Source organism: Bacillus gaemokensis (assembly GCF_001590835.1).
GTDB lineage: Bacteria > Bacillota > Bacilli > Bacillales > Bacillaceae_G > Bacillus_A > Bacillus_A gaemokensis.
In genome coordinates this window covers 191,963-215,157 of sequence record NZ_LTAQ01000069.1, presented here as the reverse complement: position 1 = coordinate 215,157, position 23,195 = coordinate 191,963, and the positions used below count along the sequence as shown (strand labels likewise).

Here is a 23,195-nt window from a genome sequence, read left to right as displayed (position 1 = left end):
CAAAATTAATTGTGGCTTCAATTGTACGAAGAAAATGGTCTTGTGGAACTAATTCTTCTACAGAAACCGTTACGCGCTCGTCTCGGTGATTTTTTAATGCACCCATTATAATAAATCTCTCCTTTTCCTCTTTTTTATCAGTGTTGACAGATAAAAAGAGGTTCAGACACAAAAACAGGCTGTGGAGAAGACTTTCTCCACAGCCTGAAGAAATCAACCGAACGGTTGATTTCTTTTTTATCTTCTATTATTCTTGCTTCATCATTCAAAAATAGCCATATGAAATATCCCTATATGAGAATGCATTACCTCCGACTATAACATGTAGTATCAATCCCGCGTTGCATTAACCAATGATACGTATCACCATTTACAATCAGCGGCACTTGCTGAAGTTCAACTATTGTTTTCGCTCCAAGCGCTGTCATTATAAACCGTAAATCTGTATGCAAAAGCTCGATTTCATCGATTAATTTCTCTATACCTTCATTCATCAATATACGTAAGAAATATCCAGCAAAGGCGGTCGCCTGCGCTCCAAGTGCAATTGCTTTCGCTACATCAAGAGCCGTTTGTATACCACCAGATGCAATAAGAGAGAGGTTGTTATTTATAGAGGATGCTTCTATTATTGAAGCAGACGTTTGGATGCCCCAATCATTAAAATATGAAAGCATTCGCTGTCTTCTTTCATTTTCCACAGCAGCAAAATTTGTACCACCGTAACCACCAACGTCTACAGCTGTAACCCCGACATTAACTAATTGCTGTACTGTTTCTTTACTCATGCCAAAACCTACTTCTTTCACTATTACAGGAACTGAAGAACTTATCACAATTTTTTCAATTCGCTCTAATACACCAGTAAAATCCCGATCTCCTTCTGGCATTGTTAATTCTTGAATGACATTCAAATGAATTTGCAATGCATTTGCTTCTAGCATGTCAACAGCACGATTCACCTGATCAACCGTCGCTTCACTACCTAGATTTGCAAAAACAATTCCATTCGGATTCACCTTTCTAACAATCCGATAAGAAGATGCTTCTTTTTCATCTTTCAATGCTGCCATTTGAGAACCAACAGCCATTGCAAGATTGTGGTGTTTTGCTACATATGCTAACTGTTCATTAATATGTAGCGTGTGCTCTCCACCACCGCCAGTCATCGCATTGATAAAAATCGGCGAACTTAGTGAAAGTTCGCCGATTTTTGTTTCACATGTAATACTCTCATAACTTGAATTTGGCAAGCTTTGATGGACAAAAGCAATGTCATGAAAGCCATGTATACGAGACTGTCCGGTGGAAAGAGCATATTCAATATGTTCTAATTTACGTTTTGCCCTTACCACTTGTACCCCTCTTTATTTCTTTAATTTTTTCAGTTGTTCACCGATAATATCGCTAAATTGGAAAGTTGCAGATTCAGAAGTTGGCTCATATTGGCTATAATCTTCTGTTACATTATTTTCTTCAAGAACTTCTTTTATACTTAAAGAAATACGTTTTTCTGCTGCATGTACTTCAAGTACTTTTACTTTTACTTCTTGCCCCAGCTCTAATACTTCACCTGGATTTTTTACATGACGATTTGCAATTTGCGACACGTGTACAAGCCCTTCTACACCTGGTAAAATTTCAACGAAAGCACCGAATGTAACAATTCGTTTTACTGTTCCTTCTCGAACGTCTCCCGCTTTAATTTCAGCACCAACATTTGCCCAAGGTCCTGGCTGAGCTGCTTTAATTGATAAAGAGATACGGTGTGTATCTGCATCAACGGATAGCACTTTTACTTTTACATTTTGTCCTTGTGTTAACACATCAGAAGGTTGTTCAACGCGGTCATGAGAAATTTGTGAAATGTGCACTAAACCATCTACACCACCAACGTTAACAAAGGCACCAAAGTCCGTTAGTCGTTGCACTGTCCCTTCCACAACGTCTCCTTCTTTTAATGAAGAAATAGCTTCTTTTTTCTTAGAATCTAATTCTTGCTCTACAACCGCTTTATGTGAAAGAATGACACGATTCTTTTCACGATCTAATTCAACGATTTTCACTGCTAATGTTTTCCCTTTATAGTCAGTAAAATCTTCTACATAATGCACTTCTACAAGTGAAGCCGGAATGAATCCACGGACACCAAGATCCACGACTAAACCACCATTCACAATATCTTTTACCGTAACATCAAATACTTCACCTGAAGTGAATTTCTCCTGCAACTCTACCCATGCTTTTTCTGCATCAACAGCTCGTTTGGATAATACAAGATCTTCTTCTTCTAATTTAATAACTTTTAACTCAAGGGTTTGATCCAACTCTACAACATCGCTTGCCTTTTCAATATGAACGTTAGCTAATTCACTAATAGGAATAACACCATCTGTTTTGTATCCAACATTTACAAGAACTTGCTTTTCTTCAACCTTTGTTACAGAACCCGTAACAACGTCACCCACTTGTAATTCTTTTGAATCCACAACTTCTTCATTCATTTTCTCTACCATGGAAATACCTCCCTACAGAATTGACAAAGCTTTTTTATGTATATACGAAATGAAAACAAATGCTTTCATTTGCATGTTATAAGAGATTTTTAGCATATACTCGCTTACAATACATATATCATTTTTTTCAATACACTTCATAGAAAGATATATACGCCTATATAAATAGTATACAGCAAAATCTCCTTGAATAAAGTATGTTTTGAAATATAATAGCGAATATATTCTGACAGTTCCTCTCCTCTTTTACTAACTTCTTACAAATTAACTTATTTGTCAAGAAAAGCGTCTTATCATTCACCACTATACTGATGTTTTTAGAAGTAATACCAAAATAAAAAAAGAAAGAGGATATCCCCTTTCTTTTTTATTTCGCAAATGCTCCAGCAACAATGCCCATAATTTTTTGGACAACTTCTTCAATTGATAAAGATGTTGTATCTAATTCTAATGCATCATCCGCTTTTTTTAGTGGAGAAACTTCGCGCTCTGAATCCAACTTATCGCGCTGAGCAATCTCTTTTTTCAATTGCTCTAAACTAGAAGAAAAGCCTTTATTCATATTTTCTAAATGTCTTCGTTCTGCCCTCTCATCAACAGAAGCAAGCATAAAAATTTTCACTTGTGCATTCGGTAACACATGTGTACCGATATCGCGGCCATCCATTACTACTCCGCCCTTTTCAGCTAAACCTTGTTGACGACGTACCATTTCCTCACGAACAAGACGATGTTTCGCAACAATGGAGACGCGATTTGTTACGTTCGGTGTACGAATCGCATCAGATACATCTTGACCATTTAGAAAAACAAGTTGTGTATCTTCTCCTTGTTGAAACTCAATATGTACATTCTTCAAAACTTCCATTAGTTCTTCTTCATTTTCAATATCGACGTTTTGTTCAAGAGCAGCGTATGTAAGAGTACGATACATTGCACCTGTGTCAATATAAACATAAGAAAGCTCTTTTGCAACAATTTTTGCTACTGTACTTTTTCCAGCAGCCGCCGGACCATCTATCGCAATTGAAATTCTTTTATCCATTGTAACACCTCATTTTTTCACTTATAAAACAAAATGAAAAGCAGGTACATCTCCCTGCTTCTCCTTTTTGGTTCACGCCATTAAATCCTCAATTATTGTAGCACAATCCCCTCTAGAAGAAAATGAAAACTACTTATTCACTTGTAAAGTATCAGTTGGTTTTTCCCTGATAACCCCTTCATAATAAACGATTTTCGACACATACCTCACCATAGATTCTTGCATAAATAGTATTTGAACAATACAAAGCAGAATAAATTGGATCAATAAGATGCGAATTAGCACTCTCTCAATTATTTTCAAAAAACTAACCCCTCTTCATTTTTCTCCCTTTCATGCAAATGCTTGCGATAGAAAAAATCCCCATTTCTCGCTCATCCCTATAAAGAACATTTTAGCCATCTTCCTTTATTGTCATTTTTCATATAAACTTTTATACATTTTCATTGTCGAATCTGCTAAAAACATGATATGTTCTAAATGTATTTTTCAACTTGAAAGGGGTACAGGCATTGAAAAGAATCCTAGTTTTACACACTGGTGGAACAATTTCAATGGAGGAAGATAAAGAAACTGGGGTTGTACAACCAGGGGAACAGAATCCTCTTTTAAAATTCATTCCTGATTTAGAAGACGATATTGATTTAATTGTGGAAGATGTCTTCCACCTTCCATCTCCTCATATGACACCAAGTGAGATGTTACAATTACAAGTCATCATTGATGAAAGAGTAAAACACGAAGACATCCATGGCGTTGTTATCACGCATGGTACTGATACATTAGAAGAGACTGCATATTTCCTAGACTTAACGGTCCAAGCGAACATTCCAATCGTTGTAACAGGTGCAATGCGTTCTAGCAATGAATTAGGTGCAGATGGCTTATATAACTTCTTGTCTGCTGTAAAAGTTGCAAGTAGCAATGAAGCGATAGGAAAGGGTGTTCTCGTCGTTTTAAACGACGAAATCCACTGTGCAACAAATGTAACCAAAACACATACAAGTAATGTCGCAACATTCCAAAGTCCGCAGTACGGACCAATTGGTATGGTGACAAAACGTGGTGTCGTATTTCATCACGCATTAGTCCATCACGAAACATACGTAATTGGACAAATTTCTAAAAACGTTGTCGTATTAAAAGCATATGCTGGTATGGACGATACATTATTATCTGCCATTGAAGCACTTCCAGTGGATGGTCTTGTAATCGAGGCACTTGGACAAGGTAATTTACCACCACGAACACTGCCTAGTCTACAACGCTTAATAAACAAGGGCATTCCAATTGTTCTCGTTTCTCGCTGCTTTAACGGCATTGTTCAGGATGTATATTCCTATGAGGGCGGCGGAAAACAATTAAAAGATATGGGCGTTGTTTTCACTTATGGTCTAAATGCCCAAAAGGCTCGTATTAAATTACTTGTCGCTTTAGAAGGTGACCATTCTCCGAAAAAACTCCAACAAATGTTTATGCACGATTAAAAAATAAGCTGTCGAAATTCGACAGCTTATTTTTGTTCTCGTACTGCAATTGTTTGTGTAATTACTCCACCATGAAACCTTCCGTTTTCAATAAATATTTCATTCGCATTATTTCCAGCTGCAATAACACCAGCAATAAAAATATTCTCAACATTTGTTTCCATCGTTTCTTCTGTATACACGGGACGTCCTGTTTCTTTATCAATCTCTACTCCCATTTTCGTTAAGAAACTATGATCAGGATGGTATCCTGTCATCGCAAACACAAAATCATTTTGAATCGTAAATACGTTCTCTCCAGCTGTATACGTAAGTGTATGCTCAGTAATTTCTCTTACATGAGCGTGAAAATGCATTTGAATCGTACCGTTTCGTACTAACGCTTCAAATTCAGGTAAAATCCACGGTTTAATACTCTGTGAATATTCACCTCCGCGATATAATACTGTTACGCGCGCACCAGCTTTTACAAGTTCTAGTGCAGCATCTACACTTGAGTTTTTCCCACCTATTACAACTACATCTTGATCAAAATACGGATGGGCTTCTTTGAAATAGTGTGATACTTTCTCTAAGTCCTCTCCAGGAACGTTCATATAGTTTGGATTATCATAATATCCCGTTGCCACCACAATATACTTTGAAATGTACGTTTCTTCACTCCCGTCACATTTCTTTGTATTGACTCTAAAGAAATCTCCATCTTTTTGAACTTGTTCTACACGTTCAAATGCATTTACGCGCACATCTTTACGTTTTACCACCTCACGATAATACGCCAACGCTTGATTACGAACCGGTTTACGATTTTCTGTAATAAAAGCAACGTCACCAATTTCTAACTTTTCACTAGAAGAAAAGAATGTTTGATGGGTTGGATAATGATAAATCGCATTCACAATATTCCCTTTTTCAATTACTAGCGGATTTATTCCTGATTGTTGTAGTGAAATCGCTGCCGCTAATCCACATGGGCCTCCCCCGATTATAATAGCTATTTCTTTTTGCATACTCGGTTCACTCCTAGTCTTCTGCCTCAATCGCTATTTATTATAAAACAAGAAAAAACCTACTTTCAGCAGTAGGCACCTATCTTCATTGTATTCATTTTTCATATATTTGTCATCTAAACGATACGTACATTCGATAGACATCTGCTAAAAATTGCCTGAATCTAATTCCTTGTTGGCCTAATACATTTTCTGGATCAATCTTTCGAGAAGGATCCAGCGTTTTGTGCGAAACAATATCCGTTTTAGGATTTAAGCCGAAATTTTGGCATAAATAAGCGTGATACCATGTAAAACGGGTATATGCATCCCAAAAATTAACCTCTCCACCATAGCAAAGTTCAACACCGATAGCTGCTTTATTTGCATCATAACCATATAAATCATTATCCGTCGGTACATTATATCTTACATGATAGGCTACTTCATTTATCGGAATAATTTCCAATATTGTCTTATCATCTATGAAAGTATGTGCCGATGCTTTCGGCTGTATTTCCTCAAAGTAATCTCGATTTCCTATCGCATTGCTACCAGGGTTCCCCGTATCATGGCTTACAATGAATCTCACCTTTGAAAGAGGGATTCCTGGTCGTGAGCTTCCGTACCCAATATAATTTCGCTCTATAGGGAACATCACCATTTCTATCAACTCCGCTCAAGAAAATGACCTTTCTTCCATATATATGTATTCAACCTCAATGTTCATATTGCATATTTCTTACGCAAAGAGGAAATCAAAAATGTTCGAAGTAAGCATCATAAATAATAAAATACTTGCAGCCGTACCATAAAACCCATAAAACCAAACACAATCTTCTTTTGTATCTAAACCGAAAAATTTGTTCACTGATTGCAATAGGGATAGACGCTTACCCTTTTTATTTCGTAAAACTTCTACTCGTTCCATAACATCTGCTGTCATCATAAACCTTTGGTCTGCTGTCATTTTCATTACTAATCTCCCCTTATCTTGTTTCCGTTTTGTTTATCTAAAGAGAGTATAGCACAAACGTTCGCATAGAACAAGTGTTCTTTTGTTTTTTATATCCTTTTTTTCTACAGTTATTCAACCAAACTAAAAAACAATACCACCAACGCATAAACAATCGCAATTACAGGTCCTACAATCAAAATTCCAAATACAAGAGACATAATCCCTTCTCCAAACATTCGGATCAATCCTATATTTTCAGACGATTTTGTTTGAAGTGTTTGTTTTTCTAAATTTGCAATCCTCTTTTCTAATTCATCTACTCGCCTTCTCTCATCCTTACTTACTTTCAACTCTCCTCACCTCCTTCTCTATAACGTATCATTATGTACTTCAATAAAAAAAACGTGGCTTCCTTTCAAGGAAACCACGTTTTCTCTGAACTTTTCGTTCTATTATACCCAGCCTCTGAATCGGCTAGCTTCTGCCATTTTACGTACGCCAACCATATATGCAGCTAGACGCATATTAACTTTACGAACTTGTGATGTTTCATAAATAGAATCAAATGATCTTACCATTACTTTTTCTAAACGTTGTTCTACTTCTTCTTCTGACCAATAGTAACCTTGGTTATTTTGTACCCACTCAAAATAAGATACTGTAACCCCACCTGCACTTGCTAATACATCTGGAACAAGTAGAATACCACGATCTGTTAAGATTTTTGTTGCCTCTAATGTAGTCGGTCCATTTGCTGCTTCTACAACAATTTTTGCTTTAATATTAGCAGCATTTTCTTCTGTAATTTGGTTCTCAATTGCAGCTGGAACTAAAATATCACAATCAAGTTCTAACAATTCTTTGTTTGAAATTGTATTGTTAAATAATTTTGTTACTGTACCAAAACTATCACGACGATCGAGTAAGTAATCAATATCTAATCCATTTGGATCATGCAATGCACCATAAGCATCAGAAATTGCAATTACTTTTGCACCAGCATCGTGCATAAATTTAGCTAAGAAACTTCCAGCATTACCAAATCCTTGGACAACAACACGTGCCCCTTTAATGTCAATTCCACGTTTTTTTGCAGCTTCGCGAATACAGATTGTTACACCTTTCGCAGTCGCTGTTTCACGCCCATGGGATCCACCTAATACAAGTGGTTTTCCTGTAATGAATCCAGGTGAATTAAATTCATCGATGCGGCTATATTCATCCATCATCCATGCCATAATTTGTGAGTTTGTAAATACGTCTGGAGCAGGAATATCTTTTGTTGGACCAACAATTTGGCTAATTGCTCGTACATATCCACGGCTTAATCTTTCTAATTCACGGAAAGACATTTCACGCGGATCACAAATGATACCACCTTTACCTCCACCATAAGGTAAATCAACAATACCACATTTCAAACTCATCCAAATAGAAAGTGCTTTCACTTCGTTTTCTGTTACATTCGGATGGAAGCGAATTCCACCTTTCGTTGGACCAACAGCATCATTGTGTTGTGCGCGATATCCTGTAAATATTTTAACAGTCCCGTCATCCATACGAACTGGAATTTTCACTGTCATCATACGAATTGGTTCTTTAAGTAATTCATATACTTCGTTTGGATAACCCAATTTTTCTAGGGCTTCGTTAATAACAATTTGCGTTGAATTCAACAGTTCAAAGTGTTGTTCCCTTTGTTGTGTTTGTGTTTGAGCTCCCTTTTCGGCTACCATAGTAAGTAAACCCCCTGTAATTTCACTTGTTTAGTAAACCTTCATTGCCTAGTATACACCGTTAAATTTGGAATGCAATAGAAAACGCTAACAAATATATACAAATTATTCTTATTTGCAAGCGTTTTCACTATTATTATAGTCCTTTTATTACTTTTAGAAAAGTAAAATACTTAAATATTTAAATGTTTTTTATTTCACACTGTCCTTTTACCGTTTCAATAGGACTAAATACAAACAAAACCTCAAGCTATTTTATATTAGCTGAGGCTTTGCTTTAAAACGAAATAATGATATATTTGTTGAATTGCTTGAAAATCCATTAATTCCTTTCCATATTCCATAACGCGATAGATTGTTGCTGTAGAAGAATTACCGTATTCCGCTAAGATAGCAATAATATCCGACTTCAATAAAGGTGTTTCGTCTTCCATCCAAAGATAAAAACGCCCATCCCATGTATAAAGTTTCCCTCCGGTTACACCTAGGTTATACAAACGATTCGCCAAATTAATTACATCTTCCAATGTAGCAAATTCATATAATATATGTTCACTCTCATCTAGAGTTACTTGCATCTCAATAAATTCATCACGAAATTCATCTTCTGTATCCATTTCCTGGTTCTCTTTTGTTACAATTACAACCATCCCTTGTGCTTGCAAAGAGAATACTTCAACTGCAATTGGACCATCTGCTTCAAATCCAAGTTCTTTATTCGCTTCTTGCATCATATCACGAAATAACTGTTGTACTTTTGGCGCATTTTTCCATAAATCTTCCTTTGTCAACCCTCGTTCAGACAAATCATCAAATGTTAGGAAAATCTTTATTTTATTATAATTTAAACGTTCCAGCCTCATCTTATAACCTCCCTACATAACCGTTGAATCTAATTTTTATTATATGAAATAGAAAATAGATGGTTCTTTTCGAACAACTATTCTGACATTTTTATCCATTCATCCCACTCTTCTTTTGTACCACCTATAAATACATTCTGAAGTCCAGTTCGCTCTGCATCTGAAACAAACTGATTTATAAATCCAACAAGGCCTATATAGAGATCAGGATTCTCATTTTGTAGCTTACGAACCAATTTTATTGTACTTTTAAAATATCGCTCTTGCGAACAAGAAACAAATACATATTTAGGTGTCAAATGTGTTAGGACTGAATTGAGCTCCTCTTCTCCTATGCCTGTCCCAAGATACATTGCTCGGTAACCCTTTAGGCGTAAATATGTTGTTAAAACAAAGAGATGCAATGTACTCATTTCCCCTGGTGCACATAAAGACAAAGCTTTAGGTGACGACGGCTGAGCATTTGTACTATGATAAATCATTCCAATGCGTGAGCATAAAAATGATTCTATATATCGCTCCTGTACCGTTGTAATCTCATTATTTCTCCTCATAACCTCTAATTGATTCATGATTTGAACAAATGTATGAGTGATAACTTTTTCAGTTGAATAAATAGCAAAAGCTTCATTTAATAATGCATAGGCTTGTATTTCATCAAATTTTAACAAAGAGCGGAGGATATCGTCTACTAAAAGTATTTCTTTATTGTATGCGACTTCTAGTAAATTGTGATTTTGCAATCGATTTTCCTCTAATAATTGCACTGCCTGACCAATTGTAAAGCCTTCATTCACTTTAGTTGTTAACCATTTTAAGATTTTAATATGCTCTTCTGTATATAAACGATGCCCAACATCATTGCGTTTTGGGGCAATAATATGATATCGTCTCTCCCAAGCTCTAAGTGTACCTGGCTGAATTCCAAGCATGTTCGAGACTGCTTTTATATTATATTTTCCTTTTAAAGTTGGCATATTTTCCCCACCTTTAAGCTAAATATCTCTTATTATTTCCCTCGTAAAGTAATCAAGTGCGTTTGAGCTGGCGCTCGAAAGCGTAGTGGTATAAATGTCGTTCCATATCCGTTACTCACAAACAAAGTCATATCTAGATACTTATATACGCCACCTTTTAAATACTTTTTAGAATGAAATAAACGAATTTGACCTCCATGTGTATGGCCACTTAATACGAGAGAAATTTGTTCTTGTCCAGACATTTTGTTTACAATAGCAGGGTTGTGACTAATTAAAATACGAAAGCCTTGTTCCTGGCAATCTGCTAGTGCCAAATCTAAACGATCTCGCCCTAATCCAACATCATCCACCCCTAACAAACAAAGCTTCTCCCCTATCTCCGACTCGAATAATGCCCTTGTATTATCTAAAACTTTCACACCATGTTCTAATAATAATGCGTCTAACTCATGGTATTCGATTTCATAATCATTATTTCCCCACACAAAATAAACAGGAGCAATTTCATTTAATATTTGAATATTACTAGCGATTTGTGATAACGATACACCTTTTTCTGCTAGATCACCACCAATAATAACGAGGTCAGCCTTTCCTTTTACCTTTTCAATTAAAGAACGCGAAACGCTTCTCCTATGAATATCGGAAATAAAAAAGATCCTAACCTTTTTGAAGCTTGCTGGAAAATCTCCAAACGACAAAGAGTGTTCCATTAGTGTATCACGCATCGCTTCTCTATACATCATGAAAAGACAAATAAAGACAATACTTATGAACATACTACCTAATCCAATCCATAACATATCTTCTTCTCAACTTCCCTCTCAAAAAATATAATTAAAGCTAATCATATCTCTATAAAAATCCTATATACTGCAGGAAATTTCTCTCATTGTCACAACAATTACTTTACTATATTTATTTCGCTTTAATAGGAATCTTCAATTCCTGCCCTACTTCTAACTGAACATCTTGTAAATTATTATATTTTTTGATGATTGTAGCTCCATCTTCATTAGGAAAGTAGTCCTTCCCTATACTTTCGACAGTCTCACCTTCTTTTACAATATGAGTGTCAAATGTTTCAGGTTGTTTCTGTTCTCCCTGTTTATTCGAATCAAAAAAGATTACATCAAACGCACTTTTTCCGGCTTCATTACTATCTTTCGCACTTTTCACCTCGATATACTTATCTGTATACCATAGGATACAAAGTGGTAACAAAACAAATAGCACCGTTAATACTCGAACAAAAAAGTGGTTAATCTTAAATTTTGATTCTTTTTTTTCTTTATTCCTATGAACCTCACTACGCGGCGGTAAACCTTCGTCTGTTTGCTCTTCTTCCAACTCTTCTTCAAAATCAGGAATCTGTTTCCTCATGCTGTTCACCACCACCTTCCATTTATTTTCTCAATTGAAGTCCCATTATAAAATCAACAAGAAAATGTGCAAAGATTGTTATAAATAAATTCCCTGTCCATTGAAATACATATCCAAACACAAAGCTAATCATACATACAAAACAAAATAAAAATGGCTTCATTATATATCGAATATGTAAAACAGCAAAAATAACGCTCGCAATTACAAGTCCAAAGTGAGTCTGTAGTACCCCCCGAAATAAAAGTTCTTCAGCAAAACCAATAGCAAATGTAATAACTAGTAGATGCATGACAGAAATCCCCCGGAACATTCGATCATTAATACCCCCATCATCGAACCAAGATTCTGGCAACACCTGCATGGCAAGATAATCTAGTAAGACAATACTACAAGCTATCCCACTTCCTATTACAAGAATGGAAATCGGCTCCCATTTCCACAAATTATAAAATTCATCCTTATTTGGAAATAATATATATGCTAGTAAACAACCAACACCTATAATTATTAATTGTGTTATATAGAGGTTAAGTCGTATTTCTTTCGGACTCATGCCTTCAATACTACGCCTTTGAATATCCATCATTCCTCCGTTCTTCCATACCAAAGAGCGATTGTAACTCTGTTTCCCAATTATAGTCGAAAACAGATTGTCTTGCTCGTCTTTTTTTATAATCTTCTTTTGTAATACCACAGTAGTCACAACAGTTTTTTATCTCAACTTCTTTCCTGTAGCCAAATTGATGTAATAACCGTTCTCTTTTGCACCCTTGAAATTGTAACCACGCTCTCATATTTTCTAATTGACTATACTTACTACGGAGACGTCCTTCCACTTCCAATATTAACTTTTGCATAATCTCATCTGACAAAGATCCCATCATGAGTTTCCTCTGTTGTATGATTTTCATCTTTTCTAAATGGTAACGTACAAAGCGCCAATGTTGCTCACTAAATCTTGCTGCATTATAACAAATTCCTTCCACATCTTCTATTGATAACACTTGCGTTTGAAGCATTCTTTCTTGTAATAAAGAAAATAAAAATTGAATTTGTTGTTTATTTGGTAATTCATCCTCAATGATAGAAATTGGCAAGTCATGATCTAATGGACTACATAACAAAAGCGCGATACTCGCTTCTCCATCCCTTCCAGCTCGACCAATCTCCTGTAAATAGGAGGCAATATTTGTTGGATAATGAAAATGGATAATATACCTTGTATTCGGTTTATTTACGCCCATCCCAAAAGCACTTGTACAAATAACGAGCTGCAACTGATCATTCATAAATTGTTGCTGAATCAACATCCTTTCTTCATGCTCCATTCCTCCATGATAAAAGGCAACGTCCGTTACACCTTTACTCCTTAAGTATTCCGTTAAGCGCTCCGTCCACGCTCTACTAGAGCAATAAATAATCCCTGGACCTTGTAAATAAGTAATATAAGAAAGAAGCGATTCCTTTTTTTCTTCAATCGTTTGAACAAATTGTACTTCCATTGCAATATTCGGACGGTCAATTGAATACAAATGCTGCACTACATTCGTAAGCTTTAGGCTTTCTATAATATCTTGCAATACTTCTTTAGTTGCAGTAGCGGTTAGTGCCAATACAGGCGGATGTCCGATACTCGCAATAACTTGATCTAGTTTTTTATAGTCAGTTCGAAAATCATAACCCCATTGTGAAATACAGTGGGCTTCATCTACAACAAATAGCGAAATATGAATTTTTTTTAATTCTCTTACCAATAAATCCGATTGCAACATTTCAGGGGAAACGAAGACAAACTTATAAGATGATAATCTTTTCATTGCCTCCTTTTTTTCACCTAATGTCCTGAAACTATTAAACGCAATCACACGATTTTTCACCACATATTTGAGCTGTGTAACTTGATCTTCCATTAACGATAACAACGGGGAAACAATTAATACAGTTCCATCTTGCATGAGGCCAGGTAGCTGATAACACATTGATTTCCCTCTCCCAGTCGGAAGCATTGCTACAACATTTTTCCCTTGCAATAAATCTTCAATCACCTCTTTTTGTCCTTGACGAAATTCATGATAACCGAACCTTTTATATAAATAATCCTCAATTCTCATTTACAACCTCCATCCGCGCTAATACAAGACGAATTTCAAAATAAGAAACTGCTTTTCCTACTTCTTGCTTTAATACACGTAACTTGCGCGTTTGCAATGTTTCAATAACATACTGCACGTGCTCTATCTTCTGCTTTTCCATAAACATTTCAATAGAAAACTCTCTTTCTCGTAATGCGATTTCAACAAAATGATCTTCTATCGTTGCACTCTTTAAATTTCGAATTGTTGCAATTTCTTCTAAAGAAAGCCCACGTTTCCAAAGTTGATATGTTTTCTTCGTTGATAAGCTAAATAAATCTTCTCTTTCGTTCGGATAAGAAATAATCTTTGTTATTAGCGGAAATTCCTTCTCCTTCTCTCGAACGGCTTGAATAAAGAAATGGATCGTACCCCAAAATAAAAGATGTACGCGGAACACATCTTGCTTTGTAATTTCCGCAAGTTGCTGCAATGTATATCCAATCCGTTCATATCCAGTTAAACGATAAGTAAGAATCGTTGCTTCTACGGGGTTCACACCTTTTAATAGCTTATGCATCTCATCCCATAATTTTTCCGCAAGTTGACTCCTTACGTATGGTAATCCGATGAGAAACTGTTTGACCCACATCGTTACTTCCATATCTTGTTGAATCGGAATAAATTTCGCATTTTGTTGTTGCAAATTTGACACTGTTTGAATAATTAATGATAGCCGCTTCCAAAAACTTTGACCAAGGTCACCATAATGCAAACCATGTAAATGTAGCGGAAAGGCTAATGTTTCTTTCCAATCATTTAATTGCTTCTCCCCAGTATCAGTTAAAACATACGTATTATCATGTACAAGCTGAATCCATTCTGCACGTAAAACATGCTCAATTTCTTTATTATAATCCGACCTTGTTAATGATTTATATATTCCAAACAGAAAAGAAATTTGAAACATATTTCCATCTTGTAACGTTTGCGAAGAGCGTTTTCCTTTTAGAAGATAGTAAATGGAAGAAACGGTTCTTTCACCATTCAATTGTTTTAAACAATATAATAAAGTATATTGTAACTGCATCACCGCTCCTACCTTTCAATGGTATGCATCTTCCTATTTGTTCACCTCATTTTTATGAAGAACCCAAACAAATAGTAGATAATAACTGTCGATTTGTAGACATGATTCTCATTAGGAACCCAAAACTAACTCAGAATCATTTTGTTCTCTATTTACTATTGTATCAAACTGCTCAGCATTTAGGCATTTTGAAAATCTTGTGAAATAAATCAGAAAAACGTTGACACTCTAATTGATAAGCATTATCATTATAATTTTATGTTGAAAAGTTTGAAAAACCGTTTTACAATAAGATTATAATTTTTGTAATGAATGTTTTCACATACATATTATTAGGAGGGAAAATAAAATGGCAAAATATACAATCGTTGATAAAGACACTTGTATCGCATGTGGAGCTTGCGGAGCTGCTGCACCAGACATTTACGACTATGATGATGAAGGTATTGCATTTGTAACACTAGATGATAACCAAGGTATCGTTGAAATTCCAGATGTATTAATCGAGGACATGATGGATGCATTTGAAGGCTGTCCAACTGACTCAATTAAAGTTGCTGACGAATCATTCGATGGCGACGCTTTAAAATTCGAATAGTCTTTTTATTAACTTCAAAAAATCCCCCTCATTTTCATGAGGGGGATTTTTTGTTATGCATCTAACTTACAATTTAAAAAGCCATCAGCAGTATATTTACCTCCGATGGCCAAAATTTCTATGCATTTTTCATTTTTGCAAATACCCATACTTTTAAACGTGAAAACAGCGCTACAAACACAACTGTTACAACAATTCCTTTAATTAAATTAAACGGCAAAATCGCGGTTACAATCATTTGGCGCATACCATCACTAGACATAGCGGGTGAATTTAAAAACCAAGTGTAAGCTGGTAAAATGATGAAATAATTTAACACACTCATAATTAATGCCATCGTAATCGTCCCTAGCATTAATCCTGTCGTTAAACTTTTTACTGTACGATACTTCCGAAATAAGAAGGCTGCTGGACCAATAAATAGGCACCCGGCAATAAAGTTTGCTACTTCTCCCACTGGGACTCCCGTTAAACTACCTTGAATCCCATAGTGAAGAATATTCTTTATCCCTTCTACAATCACACCTGCAACTGGACTAAAAATAATCGCTGCGATTAAAGCTGGCACATCACTAAAATCAATTTTCAAAAATGGTGGAAGCCCTGGGAATGGGAAATCCAACATCATAAGCAAATACGCAATACTACTCAGCATTGCTACGCTCACCATTTGTACTACACTTTTCTTTTGTTTCATCGTTCTCTCTCCTTTTCCATCGATCATCTCATGGAAAGTGGAAAGGTTCTGCTATGCCTATTTGTTTATGACACGAAAAAAACCCTTTGCGTATTACACAAAGGGAGAATTTTAGGCACATCAAACAGACGTTCAAATACTTATCTTTTTTGAACGCTTGAACCTCCATCTTCTCCCATCCAGACTGTACTGTCGGCTTTGGAATCACACCAAATCCTGCCTTAACGGCTCGCGGGCTTAGAACAAAAAAGCATTGTTCATCACCGCCGGTCGGGATTTTCACCCTGCCCCGAAGATAGACCGATATTCTATTTTCTCCATCATTATACAACAACATTATACAGTTGTGAATAAAAAAGATTGTAACTTATTAAAAATAAGTTGTTTACTTATTTCACTTTCAATAAAAAATAAAGCGCAATTATTTTATAATTAAACCCATATTTTTTACAATCTTACTTTTTTCCTGCGCAATTCCCTAGTCATCCCTAGAAAAAAGTGATAAGATATTGAATTGTTAAGATAAGAGCATTTTCTTAATATGGAGGAAATGTCATGAAGAAAGAAAAAAGACACTCTATTCAAGAGACAATGAAAAAAAACTTACGAAAAGAATACTTTTATTTAAAAAAAGAGTTACTTTTCTGCTGTCCAATCGATTTAGGCACATTTTCAAGTGAAACATACTATGCTACTTTTGATAAAGAGGGAATTAGCATTTATCAGTATGATAAAACAACAGAAAGCAAACTAAAGCTATGCGAGCGTCATACATGGAAGAGTTGGGATAAAGTGAAAATCGATCACTATTTAACAACTTCACAATTCGTTTTCCAAGGAAAGCGCAACTGGATTCTCTCCCTTTTTCACAAAGGAAAAGAAGCTCAACAAATAATCGAAGAACATACATCTCTACAAATAGAGATTGTTTCCCGATCCTTTTTGAAAAAGCTTCCTGGTTTTCGTTCTAATACAATATTAAACAAATACATTGGTAGCATTTGTTATACCGCACTTATTGCCTTTTTATTAAAATGGTTACTTCCATTTCAGCAAGCACAAGTTGCCTTGTATTCTTTTTCTATCGGTTGTATGCTCCTTGGACTACTATGCTTTACAATCGGTTTAATCGAACCAACTATTGTATTATTTCGAACGACAGAAAAAACGAGAGCAAAAGTTTTTTATTATTATAGCTATTTAGCCATTTCTGGATTTATATGTGTCTTTATTTTTTGGTAAAAAAGAGCTAGTGCTACTGGCTCTTTTTTTAATTTATATACAATTTTTGATTTGGATAAATTTTCTCTTTTTGCAAAGCATTTTTTACTTTTATTTCATCAACTGTTGTACCAAACTTACGTGCAATACTAATAAGCGTGTCCCCTTTTTGTACAACATATATTGACGCTGAAGCTACTTCGTTTTTTTCCTCATGTAAGACAAGCAATGGATTCATTGCATATCTTTTCTCAATTGTCCAACGACCTTGATGGACTTCTAAATGCAGATGCGCCCCCCGCGATTCGCCTGTGTTTCCTACTTCACCAATTACTTCTCCTCTCCCAACTCGAGTTCCTTGAACTACATATCTCTTATTCAAATGAGCATAAACAGCCTCATATTCTCCATGTTTAATAAATACAACATGGCCGTAACTATTTGAAAAATAAGATTTTGTTACCGTACCACCTCGAATTGCCGCAACCGGTGTTCCGATCGAGGCAGCTATATCGATTCCATAATGTTTCCCATGTCTTGTTCCAAAATAATCACTAATCCTCCCCTCAACAGGCCATGTCCATCTCTCCTCTTCAGCATAAACAGATACTTGAGATAGAAACAACAACCCAAAGACGAGTATTCCGATATTTAAACCTTTCATATACATCCTCCGTTTTTAAATTACCCTGGCACTTTCTCTATTGTGGTATATTACGGAAAAAAGTATACAAAAAAAGAAGCGGAACTACTCCACTTCCTTCTCTTGTTTATCACGAAAAACAAGTGCACTACGTTTATATTCAACATCTTTCACTTTAAGACGAGCATTTATAACCCTAGCAATTGCAAATAAATAATCGGATAGTCGATTCACATATCGTAATACAATTGCATTCGTTTCCTCTTGTTTCCCTAAAGTTACAATACATCGCTCAGCTCTTCTTGTTACTGTACGAGCAACATGAATGATAGCAGACGCCCTGCTCCCTCCAGGCAAAATAAAGCGTTCTAAAGGAGGTGCTTCTTCTACATAATTATCAATTCGTTCTTCTAAATATATGACCATTTCTTCATTTACTTTATATGGATTTTTTTGCTGTACCATTGCTAAATCTCCACCGCAATCAAACAATTCATGTTGAATGTTTTCAAGTTCATTATAAATGTCATGGAAACATTCATCTTGTAGCATAGTCATTGCATACCCGATATGAGAATTCAGCTCATCAATTGTTCCATATGCTTCAACACGGATATGATTTTTATCAACTCGGCCGCCAATAACACTCGTTTGTCCTTTATCTCCTGTTTTCGTATATAACTTCAACTATCTTACACCCCTTTTTTTCATTTTCATTTATTACCCTATGATTCCGATTCCATGTAGGATGTTATATTCTATTCAATCAGAATGAGCTGTCCCCCTCTAAATGAAGAAAATAAAACAAAAGCTCTACTATTCTTTATTCACTTGAGAAACTGCTATTCACTCAAAAAGAATAAAAAACATTAGAACTTTTGTATGTATTGATTACAAACAGCAATGTATTTATGATCAACAAGCATATTTAAAGTGAGCGATCTGGTAAATACACAGAGAATATTGTCCCTTCTCCAACAACGCTCGATATAGAGACTTTCCCCTCATGACCTTGAACAATATTTTTAGCAATCGCAAGACCTAAACCAGTCCCACCTGTTTTACCGCGTGTTCTTGCTTTATCCGCTTTGTAGAAACGATCAAACAGGAATGGGATATCTTCTTCAGGAATACCAGCCCCTGAATCTTTCACTTCAAAAACAAGACCATTATTTTTCGTATCAATCGCAAGTTGAACATGCCCACCTGCATTTGTATGACGGATCGCATTATCAATTAAGTTCGTTAACACTTGTTCCATACGGTCTGGATCAAACGGATGTTGTTCCACCTGATTACGGAAGTCAACTGTTAACTGTACATCTTTATCTTTTGCAATTCCTTGGAATTTACGACCGATTTTCTCAACAAACGGATGAATATCAACTTCGGATATATGTAATTCCACATGTCCACTTTCCATACGAGCTAAATCAAGCAATTCATTTACAAGACGTCCTAAACGAACAGACTCATCATAAATAATTTGCACAAATTCATTTATTTCTTCTTTCGTTTGAACAATATCATCTAAAATTGCCTCACTATACCCTTGTAGCATTACCATCGGTGTGCGCAGTTCATGTGAAACATTTGCAATAAAGTCTTTACGCATTTTTTCAAGACGACGTTCTTCTGTCATATCTCGAAGGACTGCCACAGCACCACGTATTTTCGTTTGATTATATAACGGTGTCATAAGTACAACATAATTACCCTTTTGTAAATTAATTTCAATAACTTGCTGTTGTTCACTTTCTACTACAAGGTGGAACAACTCAACAAGTTCAGGAGGTAAATTCCTACTTAACTCCAACTCTTTTTCTTCTTGCCAAACTTGTAAGAAATGTTCTGCTGGCGGATTAATTACAACAACTTCACACTCTTGATTTAGCGTAACAACACCATCTGCCATACTACTTAAAATACTAGAAAGCTGTTCTTTTTCTTGCTGCAAAGCATTCATATTAAACTTTAATTGCTTTCCCATTTGATTTAAAGCCGTTGCTAGCTCTCCTATTTCATCTTGAGAAACCATCGGTGCTTTCGTATCAAATTTACCTCTTGCTACCTCAAAGGCTACCTCACGCATTTTACGAAGCGGCGCTGTAATTCGTGTCGATAAGAAAAAGGCGAAGAATGTTGTTAAAATAATCGCAATTCCTGCTGATAGAAAAATAAAATCTGTCGCTTGTTCCATTCCCTGTCTCGGAACTTGTAATGACTGATATACAAATACCGCGCCCTGATTTGATGATTGAAGTGGTTTACCCACTATCATAATATCATTTTCGGAATTTTGTTTCGTTTTCCCATCAGACACTTTTCTAATCTTATCTTTATTTTCTTTTTTATCAATAAAAACAGCTGCTAACTCTTTATCTTTTTTCAAATCATCTATCGTAAGAGTTACCAACCCTTCTTGTTTCGAAGAAGAAGAAACTTCATTTCCATTTTCTACAATCACAATTCGCGAGAGTGGGTCAGTAAACTTATATGCGACATTCTGAATCGTTTTTTTATCTGCCCCTGCCTCAATTAACTCTGTAACGCTCGTCGCTACTTTTGTGAGCCTCGTTTCACTCATTTCTACATAATAGTTTTCAAAAAACTGTGAGAGTAGGATAGCAACAAAGCCAAGAACAAATGAAACAAGAAGTAATATGGTCATCCATAACTTTCCTACTACACTTCTCCAAAGCATCAGTCGTTCACAACCTCAAATTTGTAACCAACACCCCATACAGTTACAATCATCTTCGCCGCATCAGGTGATTTTTTACTTAGTTTTTCACGTAAACGTTTTACGTGCGTATCTACTGTACGCAAATCTCCAAAGAATTCATATTGCCATACTTCTTTTAATAGTTGCTCACGATCAAACACTTTATCAGGAGCTTTTGCTAAAAATAGTAGCAATTCATATTCCTTTGGTGTTAAGTTAACTTCATTACCACCAGCTGTCACACGATGTGCATCGTTATCAATTGTTAGATACGGAAATACAGTAACATCTTTTGTTGTTGTATCTTGTGTAAAGAAGGTTGTTGGCACAGAACGACGTAGCACCGCTTTTACACGAAGAACTACTTCACGCGGACTAAATGGCTTCACAATATAATCATCCGAACCAACTTCAAACCCTTGTACTCTGTTTACCTCTTCACCTTTTGCTGTCAACATAATAATTGGCGTTGCTTTTTTCTCACGAATACCTTTACAAACTTCAATCCCATCTTTTCCAGGCATCATGATATCTAGTAAAATTAAGTCATAGTCATTTTGCAATGCTTTTTCTAAAGCTGTATCACCATTATCAGCCTCATCAATTGTATATTGTTCTCTTTCTAAATACATTTTTAATAAACGACGAATACGATCCTCATCATCTACAATTAAAATTCTCGGTTCATTTTCCATATTTACCCGTTGCGTACAAAATTACCCCAACGGTTTACACCTACCCTTCTGCAATGTAATACTGTGCTTACTCTTATCTCATAATAGGCAATTCCAAAGTGATTCCATCTTAGAGATTATGCTTCACAAGAATAATAAAGTTTGTTCATTTTTTTTCCAAAACTATGTATTTTTCTTGAACAGGACATTTAGGCCTCGACATCATTTTACAAAATCAACCTATACTTTGTCATGTTTTTCTCAAAAAAGAAGAAAAATTGACAAAAATAAAATAGGAAAGTGACATTCACTTTCCCATTTTCTCCTGCTTACAAAAACAATAAACAACTTACGCATAAGAGTGTAAACCAGCAATAATTAAGTTTACCACGATAAAATTAAACATGATGATAGCAAATCCAATTACTGCAAGCCATGCTGACTTTTCACCGTGCCACCCTTTGGATAGACGTAAATGTAGAACCGCGGCATAAAAAAGCCATGTAATAAGTGCCCAAACTTCTTTTGGATCCCATCCCCAAAAACGTGTCCATGCAATTTGTGCCCAAATCATCGCAAATATTAATGCTCCTAATGTAAACACCGGGAATCCAATCGCAATAGAGCGATATCCAATTTCATCAAGTAAATCACTATTTGCGTTTCTCACTACTGGCTGAATAGCTGCCGATACTCTTTTACGTAAGATTAACCTTAATAAAATATAAAGTCCTGTGCCGACAAACAACGACCAAATAACTGTATTTAGTTTTTTCGCATTTATAATTGCAGGTACTTCTGTAATAGGCTCAAATTTCCCATTTGTCACTAGCTTACCTTCATGTGGCCCAACTAAAGCTGGAAGATTATATTTCATCTCTGCTTTCTGTTCATTTTTATCAATCCATTGGAACTTAGCTTCATATTTTGTGCTAGAGAAGACCGTTGTTACCGCTATAAATCCAACAGTACAGACAAGTGTAAACATAATTACTTCAAGCCAAAATGTCCGTTTACTTCGTTTTGATTGATCTACATTTTTAAGCAAGTATATAACACCCGTAATAAAACTAATTGCTAAAATAGCTTGTCCGGCTGCAGCTGTTGTTACATGAATATGTAGCCAGTTACTTTTTAATGATGGAATAAGCGGTGAAATCTCTCTCGGAAACATACTCGCATATGCAATCAATAAAAGAGCCACTGGTAAAGCAAATAGCCCCACTATACTTACTCGATACATAAAGTACATAATAATAAAAGCACCAACAAGCATCATGCCAAAGAATGTACCAAACTCAAAGAAATTACTTACTGGCGCATGCCCTGAGGCTATCCACCTTGTTACGAAATATACGGTTTGGGCGACAAATCCTAAAATTGTTATGGTTATCCCTATATTCGCCCACTTTCTACCTTTTTCTTTAATTGCTCCTCCAAAGAAGAGTGTTGCAATTAAATACAAAATAAAAGCGACAAACAAGAAATTACTGCTTATTTGTACCATATATTCTC

25 protein-coding genes and 1 riboswitch are annotated in these 23,195 nt (G+C 35.7%); of the genes, 3 read left to right on the top strand and 22 right to left on the bottom strand.

All coding sequences use genetic code 11. The features are described 5' to 3' along the window. Positions 1 to 305: 305 nt before the first annotated feature. The 4 genes from fni to AZF08_RS30620 all read right to left on the bottom strand — a co-directional run bounded on the left by fni (position 306) and on the right by AZF08_RS30620 (position 3,864). Entirely contained in the window at positions 306 to 1,355 is a 1,050-nt protein-coding gene (gene fni / locus AZF08_RS27200; RefSeq protein ID WP_033675322.1) for a type 2 isopentenyl-diphosphate Delta-isomerase, read from the bottom strand. A 12-nt stretch (positions 1,356 to 1,367) separates the two neighbouring features. Next, a complete protein-coding gene (gene rpsA / locus AZF08_RS27195; protein ID WP_033675321.1) occupies positions 1,368 to 2,516 on the bottom strand; it encodes a 30S ribosomal protein S1 in 1,149 nt (382 codons plus the stop codon). A 367-nt stretch (positions 2,517 to 2,883) separates the two neighbouring features. Continuing rightward, entirely contained in the window at positions 2,884 to 3,561 is a 678-nt protein-coding gene (gene cmk / locus AZF08_RS27190) for a (d)CMP kinase (RefSeq protein WP_033675320.1), read from the bottom strand. A gap of 129 nt (positions 3,562 to 3,690) precedes the next feature. Continuing rightward, positions 3,691 to 3,864, bottom strand: coding sequence for a DUF5359 family protein (locus AZF08_RS30620; protein ID WP_161486813.1), 174 nt, complete (start codon positions 3,862 to 3,864; stop codon positions 3,691 to 3,693). A gap of 209 nt (positions 3,865 to 4,073) precedes the next feature. Here AZF08_RS30620 and AZF08_RS27185 point away from each other — a divergent pair, with 209 nt between their 5' ends. Beyond that, a complete protein-coding gene (locus tag AZF08_RS27185; protein WP_082246082.1) occupies positions 4,074 to 5,048 on the top strand; it encodes an asparaginase in 975 nt (324 codons plus the stop codon). Positions 5,049 to 5,074: 26 nt separating this feature from the next. Here the strand turns inward: AZF08_RS27185 and AZF08_RS27180 are convergent, their stop codons facing one another. From AZF08_RS27180 to AZF08_RS27125, 12 genes are all read right to left on the bottom strand, one after another. Next, positions 5,075 to 6,058: a YpdA family putative bacillithiol disulfide reductase gene (locus AZF08_RS27180; protein WP_033675319.1), complete on the bottom strand. Its 984-nt coding sequence runs from the start codon at positions 6,056 to 6,058 to the stop codon at positions 5,075 to 5,077. Between the two features lie 112 nt (positions 6,059 to 6,170). After that, complete coding sequence (locus tag AZF08_RS27175) at positions 6,171 to 6,701, bottom strand: peptidoglycan recognition protein family protein (RefSeq protein WP_033675318.1); 531 nt, start codon at positions 6,699 to 6,701, stop codon at positions 6,171 to 6,173. A gap of 78 nt (positions 6,702 to 6,779) precedes the next feature. After that, a complete protein-coding gene (locus AZF08_RS27170; protein ID WP_033675317.1) occupies positions 6,780 to 7,013 on the bottom strand; it encodes a DUF3961 domain-containing protein in 234 nt (77 codons plus the stop codon). Between the two features lie 110 nt (positions 7,014 to 7,123). After that, positions 7,124 to 7,345 carry a hypothetical protein gene (locus AZF08_RS27165; RefSeq protein WP_033675316.1) on the bottom strand — a complete coding sequence of 74 codons (222 nt, stop codon included), beginning with the start codon at positions 7,343 to 7,345 and terminating at the stop codon, positions 7,124 to 7,126. Positions 7,346 to 7,447: 102 nt separating this feature from the next. Beyond that, complete coding sequence (gene gudB / locus AZF08_RS27160) at positions 7,448 to 8,731, bottom strand: NAD-specific glutamate dehydrogenase (RefSeq protein WP_033675314.1); 1,284 nt, start codon at positions 8,729 to 8,731, stop codon at positions 7,448 to 7,450. Positions 8,732 to 8,991: 260 nt separating this feature from the next. Then, positions 8,992 to 9,594 (bottom strand): genetic competence negative regulator, encoded by a 603-nt coding sequence (locus AZF08_RS27155; RefSeq protein ID WP_033675312.1) that lies wholly within the window; start codon positions 9,592 to 9,594, stop codon positions 8,992 to 8,994. A gap of 77 nt (positions 9,595 to 9,671) precedes the next feature. Further along, positions 9,672 to 10,571: a MerR family transcriptional regulator gene (locus tag AZF08_RS27150; RefSeq protein WP_033675311.1), complete on the bottom strand. Its 900-nt coding sequence runs from the start codon at positions 10,569 to 10,571 to the stop codon at positions 9,672 to 9,674. Between the two features lie 32 nt (positions 10,572 to 10,603). Continuing rightward, positions 10,604 to 11,377, bottom strand: a complete 774-nt coding sequence (locus tag AZF08_RS27145; protein ID WP_033675310.1) for a metallophosphoesterase — start codon at positions 11,375 to 11,377, stop codon at positions 10,604 to 10,606. A 115-nt stretch (positions 11,378 to 11,492) separates the two neighbouring features. Beyond that, positions 11,493 to 11,957, bottom strand: a complete 465-nt coding sequence (locus tag AZF08_RS27140) for a LysM peptidoglycan-binding domain-containing protein (RefSeq protein WP_033675309.1) — start codon at positions 11,955 to 11,957, stop codon at positions 11,493 to 11,495. 22 nt (positions 11,958 to 11,979) lie between these two features. Beyond that, the gene (locus tag AZF08_RS27135; RefSeq protein WP_033675308.1) at positions 11,980 to 12,543 is read right to left on the bottom strand and encodes a CPBP family intramembrane glutamic endopeptidase; all 564 of its coding nucleotides are present in this window, start codon (positions 12,541 to 12,543) and stop codon (positions 11,980 to 11,982) included. After that, positions 12,524 to 14,071, bottom strand: a complete 1,548-nt coding sequence (locus tag AZF08_RS27130; RefSeq protein WP_033675307.1) for a RecQ family ATP-dependent DNA helicase — start codon at positions 14,069 to 14,071, stop codon at positions 12,524 to 12,526. The genes AZF08_RS27135 and AZF08_RS27130 overlap by 20 nt, the downstream gene beginning before the upstream one ends. Then, positions 14,061 to 15,122: a helix-turn-helix domain-containing protein gene (locus AZF08_RS27125; protein WP_033675306.1), complete on the bottom strand. Its 1,062-nt coding sequence runs from the start codon at positions 15,120 to 15,122 to the stop codon at positions 14,061 to 14,063. Before AZF08_RS27125 ends, AZF08_RS27130 begins: the two co-directional genes overlap by 11 nt. Positions 15,123 to 15,471: 349 nt before the next feature. On the opposite strand from AZF08_RS27125, the gene AZF08_RS27120 reads away from it, so the two are divergent. Next, entirely contained in the window at positions 15,472 to 15,720 is a 249-nt protein-coding gene (locus tag AZF08_RS27120; RefSeq protein WP_001151993.1) for a ferredoxin, read from the top strand. A 118-nt stretch (positions 15,721 to 15,838) separates the two neighbouring features. On the opposite strand, the gene AZF08_RS27115 is transcribed toward AZF08_RS27120, so the two are convergent. Further along, positions 15,839 to 16,417 (bottom strand): ECF transporter S component, encoded by a 579-nt coding sequence (locus tag AZF08_RS27115; protein WP_033675305.1) that lies wholly within the window; start codon positions 16,415 to 16,417, stop codon positions 15,839 to 15,841. A 163-nt stretch (positions 16,418 to 16,580) separates the two neighbouring features. Beyond that, a riboswitch (FMN riboswitch) is annotated at positions 16,581 to 16,718 on the bottom strand. Positions 16,719 to 16,972: 254 nt separating this feature from the next. Between AZF08_RS27115 and AZF08_RS27110 the strand changes: the two genes are divergently transcribed. Then, positions 16,973 to 17,659: a hypothetical protein gene (locus AZF08_RS27110; protein ID WP_033675303.1), complete on the top strand. Its 687-nt coding sequence runs from the start codon at positions 16,973 to 16,975 to the stop codon at positions 17,657 to 17,659. 28 nt (positions 17,660 to 17,687) lie between these two features. Here AZF08_RS27110 and AZF08_RS27105 read toward each other — a convergent pair whose 3' ends face one another. The 5 genes from AZF08_RS27105 to ccsB all read right to left on the bottom strand — a co-directional run bounded on the left by AZF08_RS27105 (position 17,688) and on the right by ccsB (position 23,187). Next, positions 17,688 to 18,302, bottom strand: a complete 615-nt coding sequence (locus tag AZF08_RS27105; protein ID WP_033675302.1) for a peptidoglycan DD-metalloendopeptidase family protein — start codon at positions 18,300 to 18,302, stop codon at positions 17,688 to 17,690. An 84-nt stretch (positions 18,303 to 18,386) separates the two neighbouring features. Beyond that, entirely contained in the window at positions 18,387 to 18,968 is a 582-nt protein-coding gene (locus AZF08_RS27100) for a cob(I)yrinic acid a,c-diamide adenosyltransferase (protein WP_033675301.1), read from the bottom strand. A 241-nt stretch (positions 18,969 to 19,209) separates the two neighbouring features. Beyond that, positions 19,210 to 20,985 (bottom strand): ATP-binding protein, encoded by a 1,776-nt coding sequence (locus tag AZF08_RS27095; protein ID WP_153019606.1) that lies wholly within the window; start codon positions 20,983 to 20,985, stop codon positions 19,210 to 19,212. Then, positions 20,985 to 21,701, bottom strand: a complete 717-nt coding sequence (gene resD / locus AZF08_RS27090) for a DNA-binding response regulator ResD (RefSeq protein WP_033675300.1) — start codon at positions 21,699 to 21,701, stop codon at positions 20,985 to 20,987. The genes AZF08_RS27095 and resD overlap by 1 nt, the downstream gene beginning before the upstream one ends. A 328-nt stretch (positions 21,702 to 22,029) precedes the next feature. Continuing rightward, positions 22,030 to 23,187: a c-type cytochrome biogenesis protein CcsB gene (gene ccsB, locus AZF08_RS27085; RefSeq protein ID WP_033675299.1), complete on the bottom strand. Its 1,158-nt coding sequence runs from the start codon at positions 23,185 to 23,187 to the stop codon at positions 22,030 to 22,032. Positions 23,188 to 23,195: the final 8 nt, after the last annotated feature.

Bases quoted from the DNA above. Each gene is read 5' to 3' on its own strand.
- AZF08_RS27105 (WP_033675302.1), bottom strand. From the start codon at position 18,302: ATGAAAGGTTTAAATATCGGAATACTCGTCTTTGGGTTGTTGTTTCTA.
- AZF08_RS27120 (WP_001151993.1), top strand. From the start codon at position 15,472: ATGGCAAAATATACAATCGTTGATAAAGACACTTGTATCGCATGTGGA.
- AZF08_RS27130 (WP_033675307.1), bottom strand. From the start codon at position 14,071: ATGAGAATTGAGGATTATTTATATAAAAGGTTCGGTTATCATGAATTT.
- ccsB (WP_033675299.1), bottom strand. From the start codon at position 23,187: ATGGTACAAATAAGCAGTAATTTCTTGTTTGTCGCTTTTATTTTGTAT.
- rpsA (WP_033675321.1), bottom strand. From the start codon at position 2,516: ATGGTAGAGAAAATGAATGAAGAAGTTGTGGATTCAAAAGAATTACAA.
- AZF08_RS27175 (WP_033675318.1), bottom strand. From the start codon at position 6,701: ATGGTGATGTTCCCTATAGAGCGAAATTATATTGGGTACGGAAGCTCA.
- AZF08_RS27170 (WP_033675317.1), bottom strand. From the start codon at position 7,013: ATGAAAATGACAGCAGACCAAAGGTTTATGATGACAGCAGATGTTATG.
- AZF08_RS27180 (WP_033675319.1), bottom strand. From the start codon at position 6,058: ATGCAAAAAGAAATAGCTATTATAATCGGGGGAGGCCCATGTGGATTA.
- AZF08_RS27135 (WP_033675308.1), bottom strand. From the start codon at position 12,543: ATGGATATTCAAAGGCGTAGTATTGAAGGCATGAGTCCGAAAGAAATA.
- gudB (WP_033675314.1), bottom strand. From the start codon at position 8,731: ATGGTAGCCGAAAAGGGAGCTCAAACACAAACACAACAAAGGGAACAA.
- AZF08_RS27145 (WP_033675310.1), bottom strand. From the start codon at position 11,377: ATGTTATGGATTGGATTAGGTAGTATGTTCATAAGTATTGTCTTTATT.
- AZF08_RS27115 (WP_033675305.1), bottom strand. From the start codon at position 16,417: ATGAAACAAAAGAAAAGTGTAGTACAAATGGTGAGCGTAGCAATGCTG.
- AZF08_RS27110 (WP_033675303.1), top strand. From the start codon at position 16,973: ATGAAGAAAGAAAAAAGACACTCTATTCAAGAGACAATGAAAAAAAAC.
- AZF08_RS27125 (WP_033675306.1), bottom strand. From the start codon at position 15,122: ATGCAGTTACAATATACTTTATTATATTGTTTAAAACAATTGAATGGT.
- resD (WP_033675300.1), bottom strand. From the start codon at position 21,701: ATGGAAAATGAACCGAGAATTTTAATTGTAGATGATGAGGATCGTATT.
- AZF08_RS27140 (WP_033675309.1), bottom strand. From the start codon at position 11,957: ATGAGGAAACAGATTCCTGATTTTGAAGAAGAGTTGGAAGAAGAGCAA.
- AZF08_RS27150 (WP_033675311.1), bottom strand. From the start codon at position 10,571: ATGCCAACTTTAAAAGGAAAATATAATATAAAAGCAGTCTCGAACATG.
- AZF08_RS27095 (WP_153019606.1), bottom strand. From the start codon at position 20,985: ATGCTTTGGAGAAGTGTAGTAGGAAAGTTATGGATGACCATATTACTT.
- cmk (WP_033675320.1), bottom strand. From the start codon at position 3,561: ATGGATAAAAGAATTTCAATTGCGATAGATGGTCCGGCGGCTGCTGGA.
- AZF08_RS27155 (WP_033675312.1), bottom strand. From the start codon at position 9,594: ATGAGGCTGGAACGTTTAAATTATAATAAAATAAAGATTTTCCTAACA.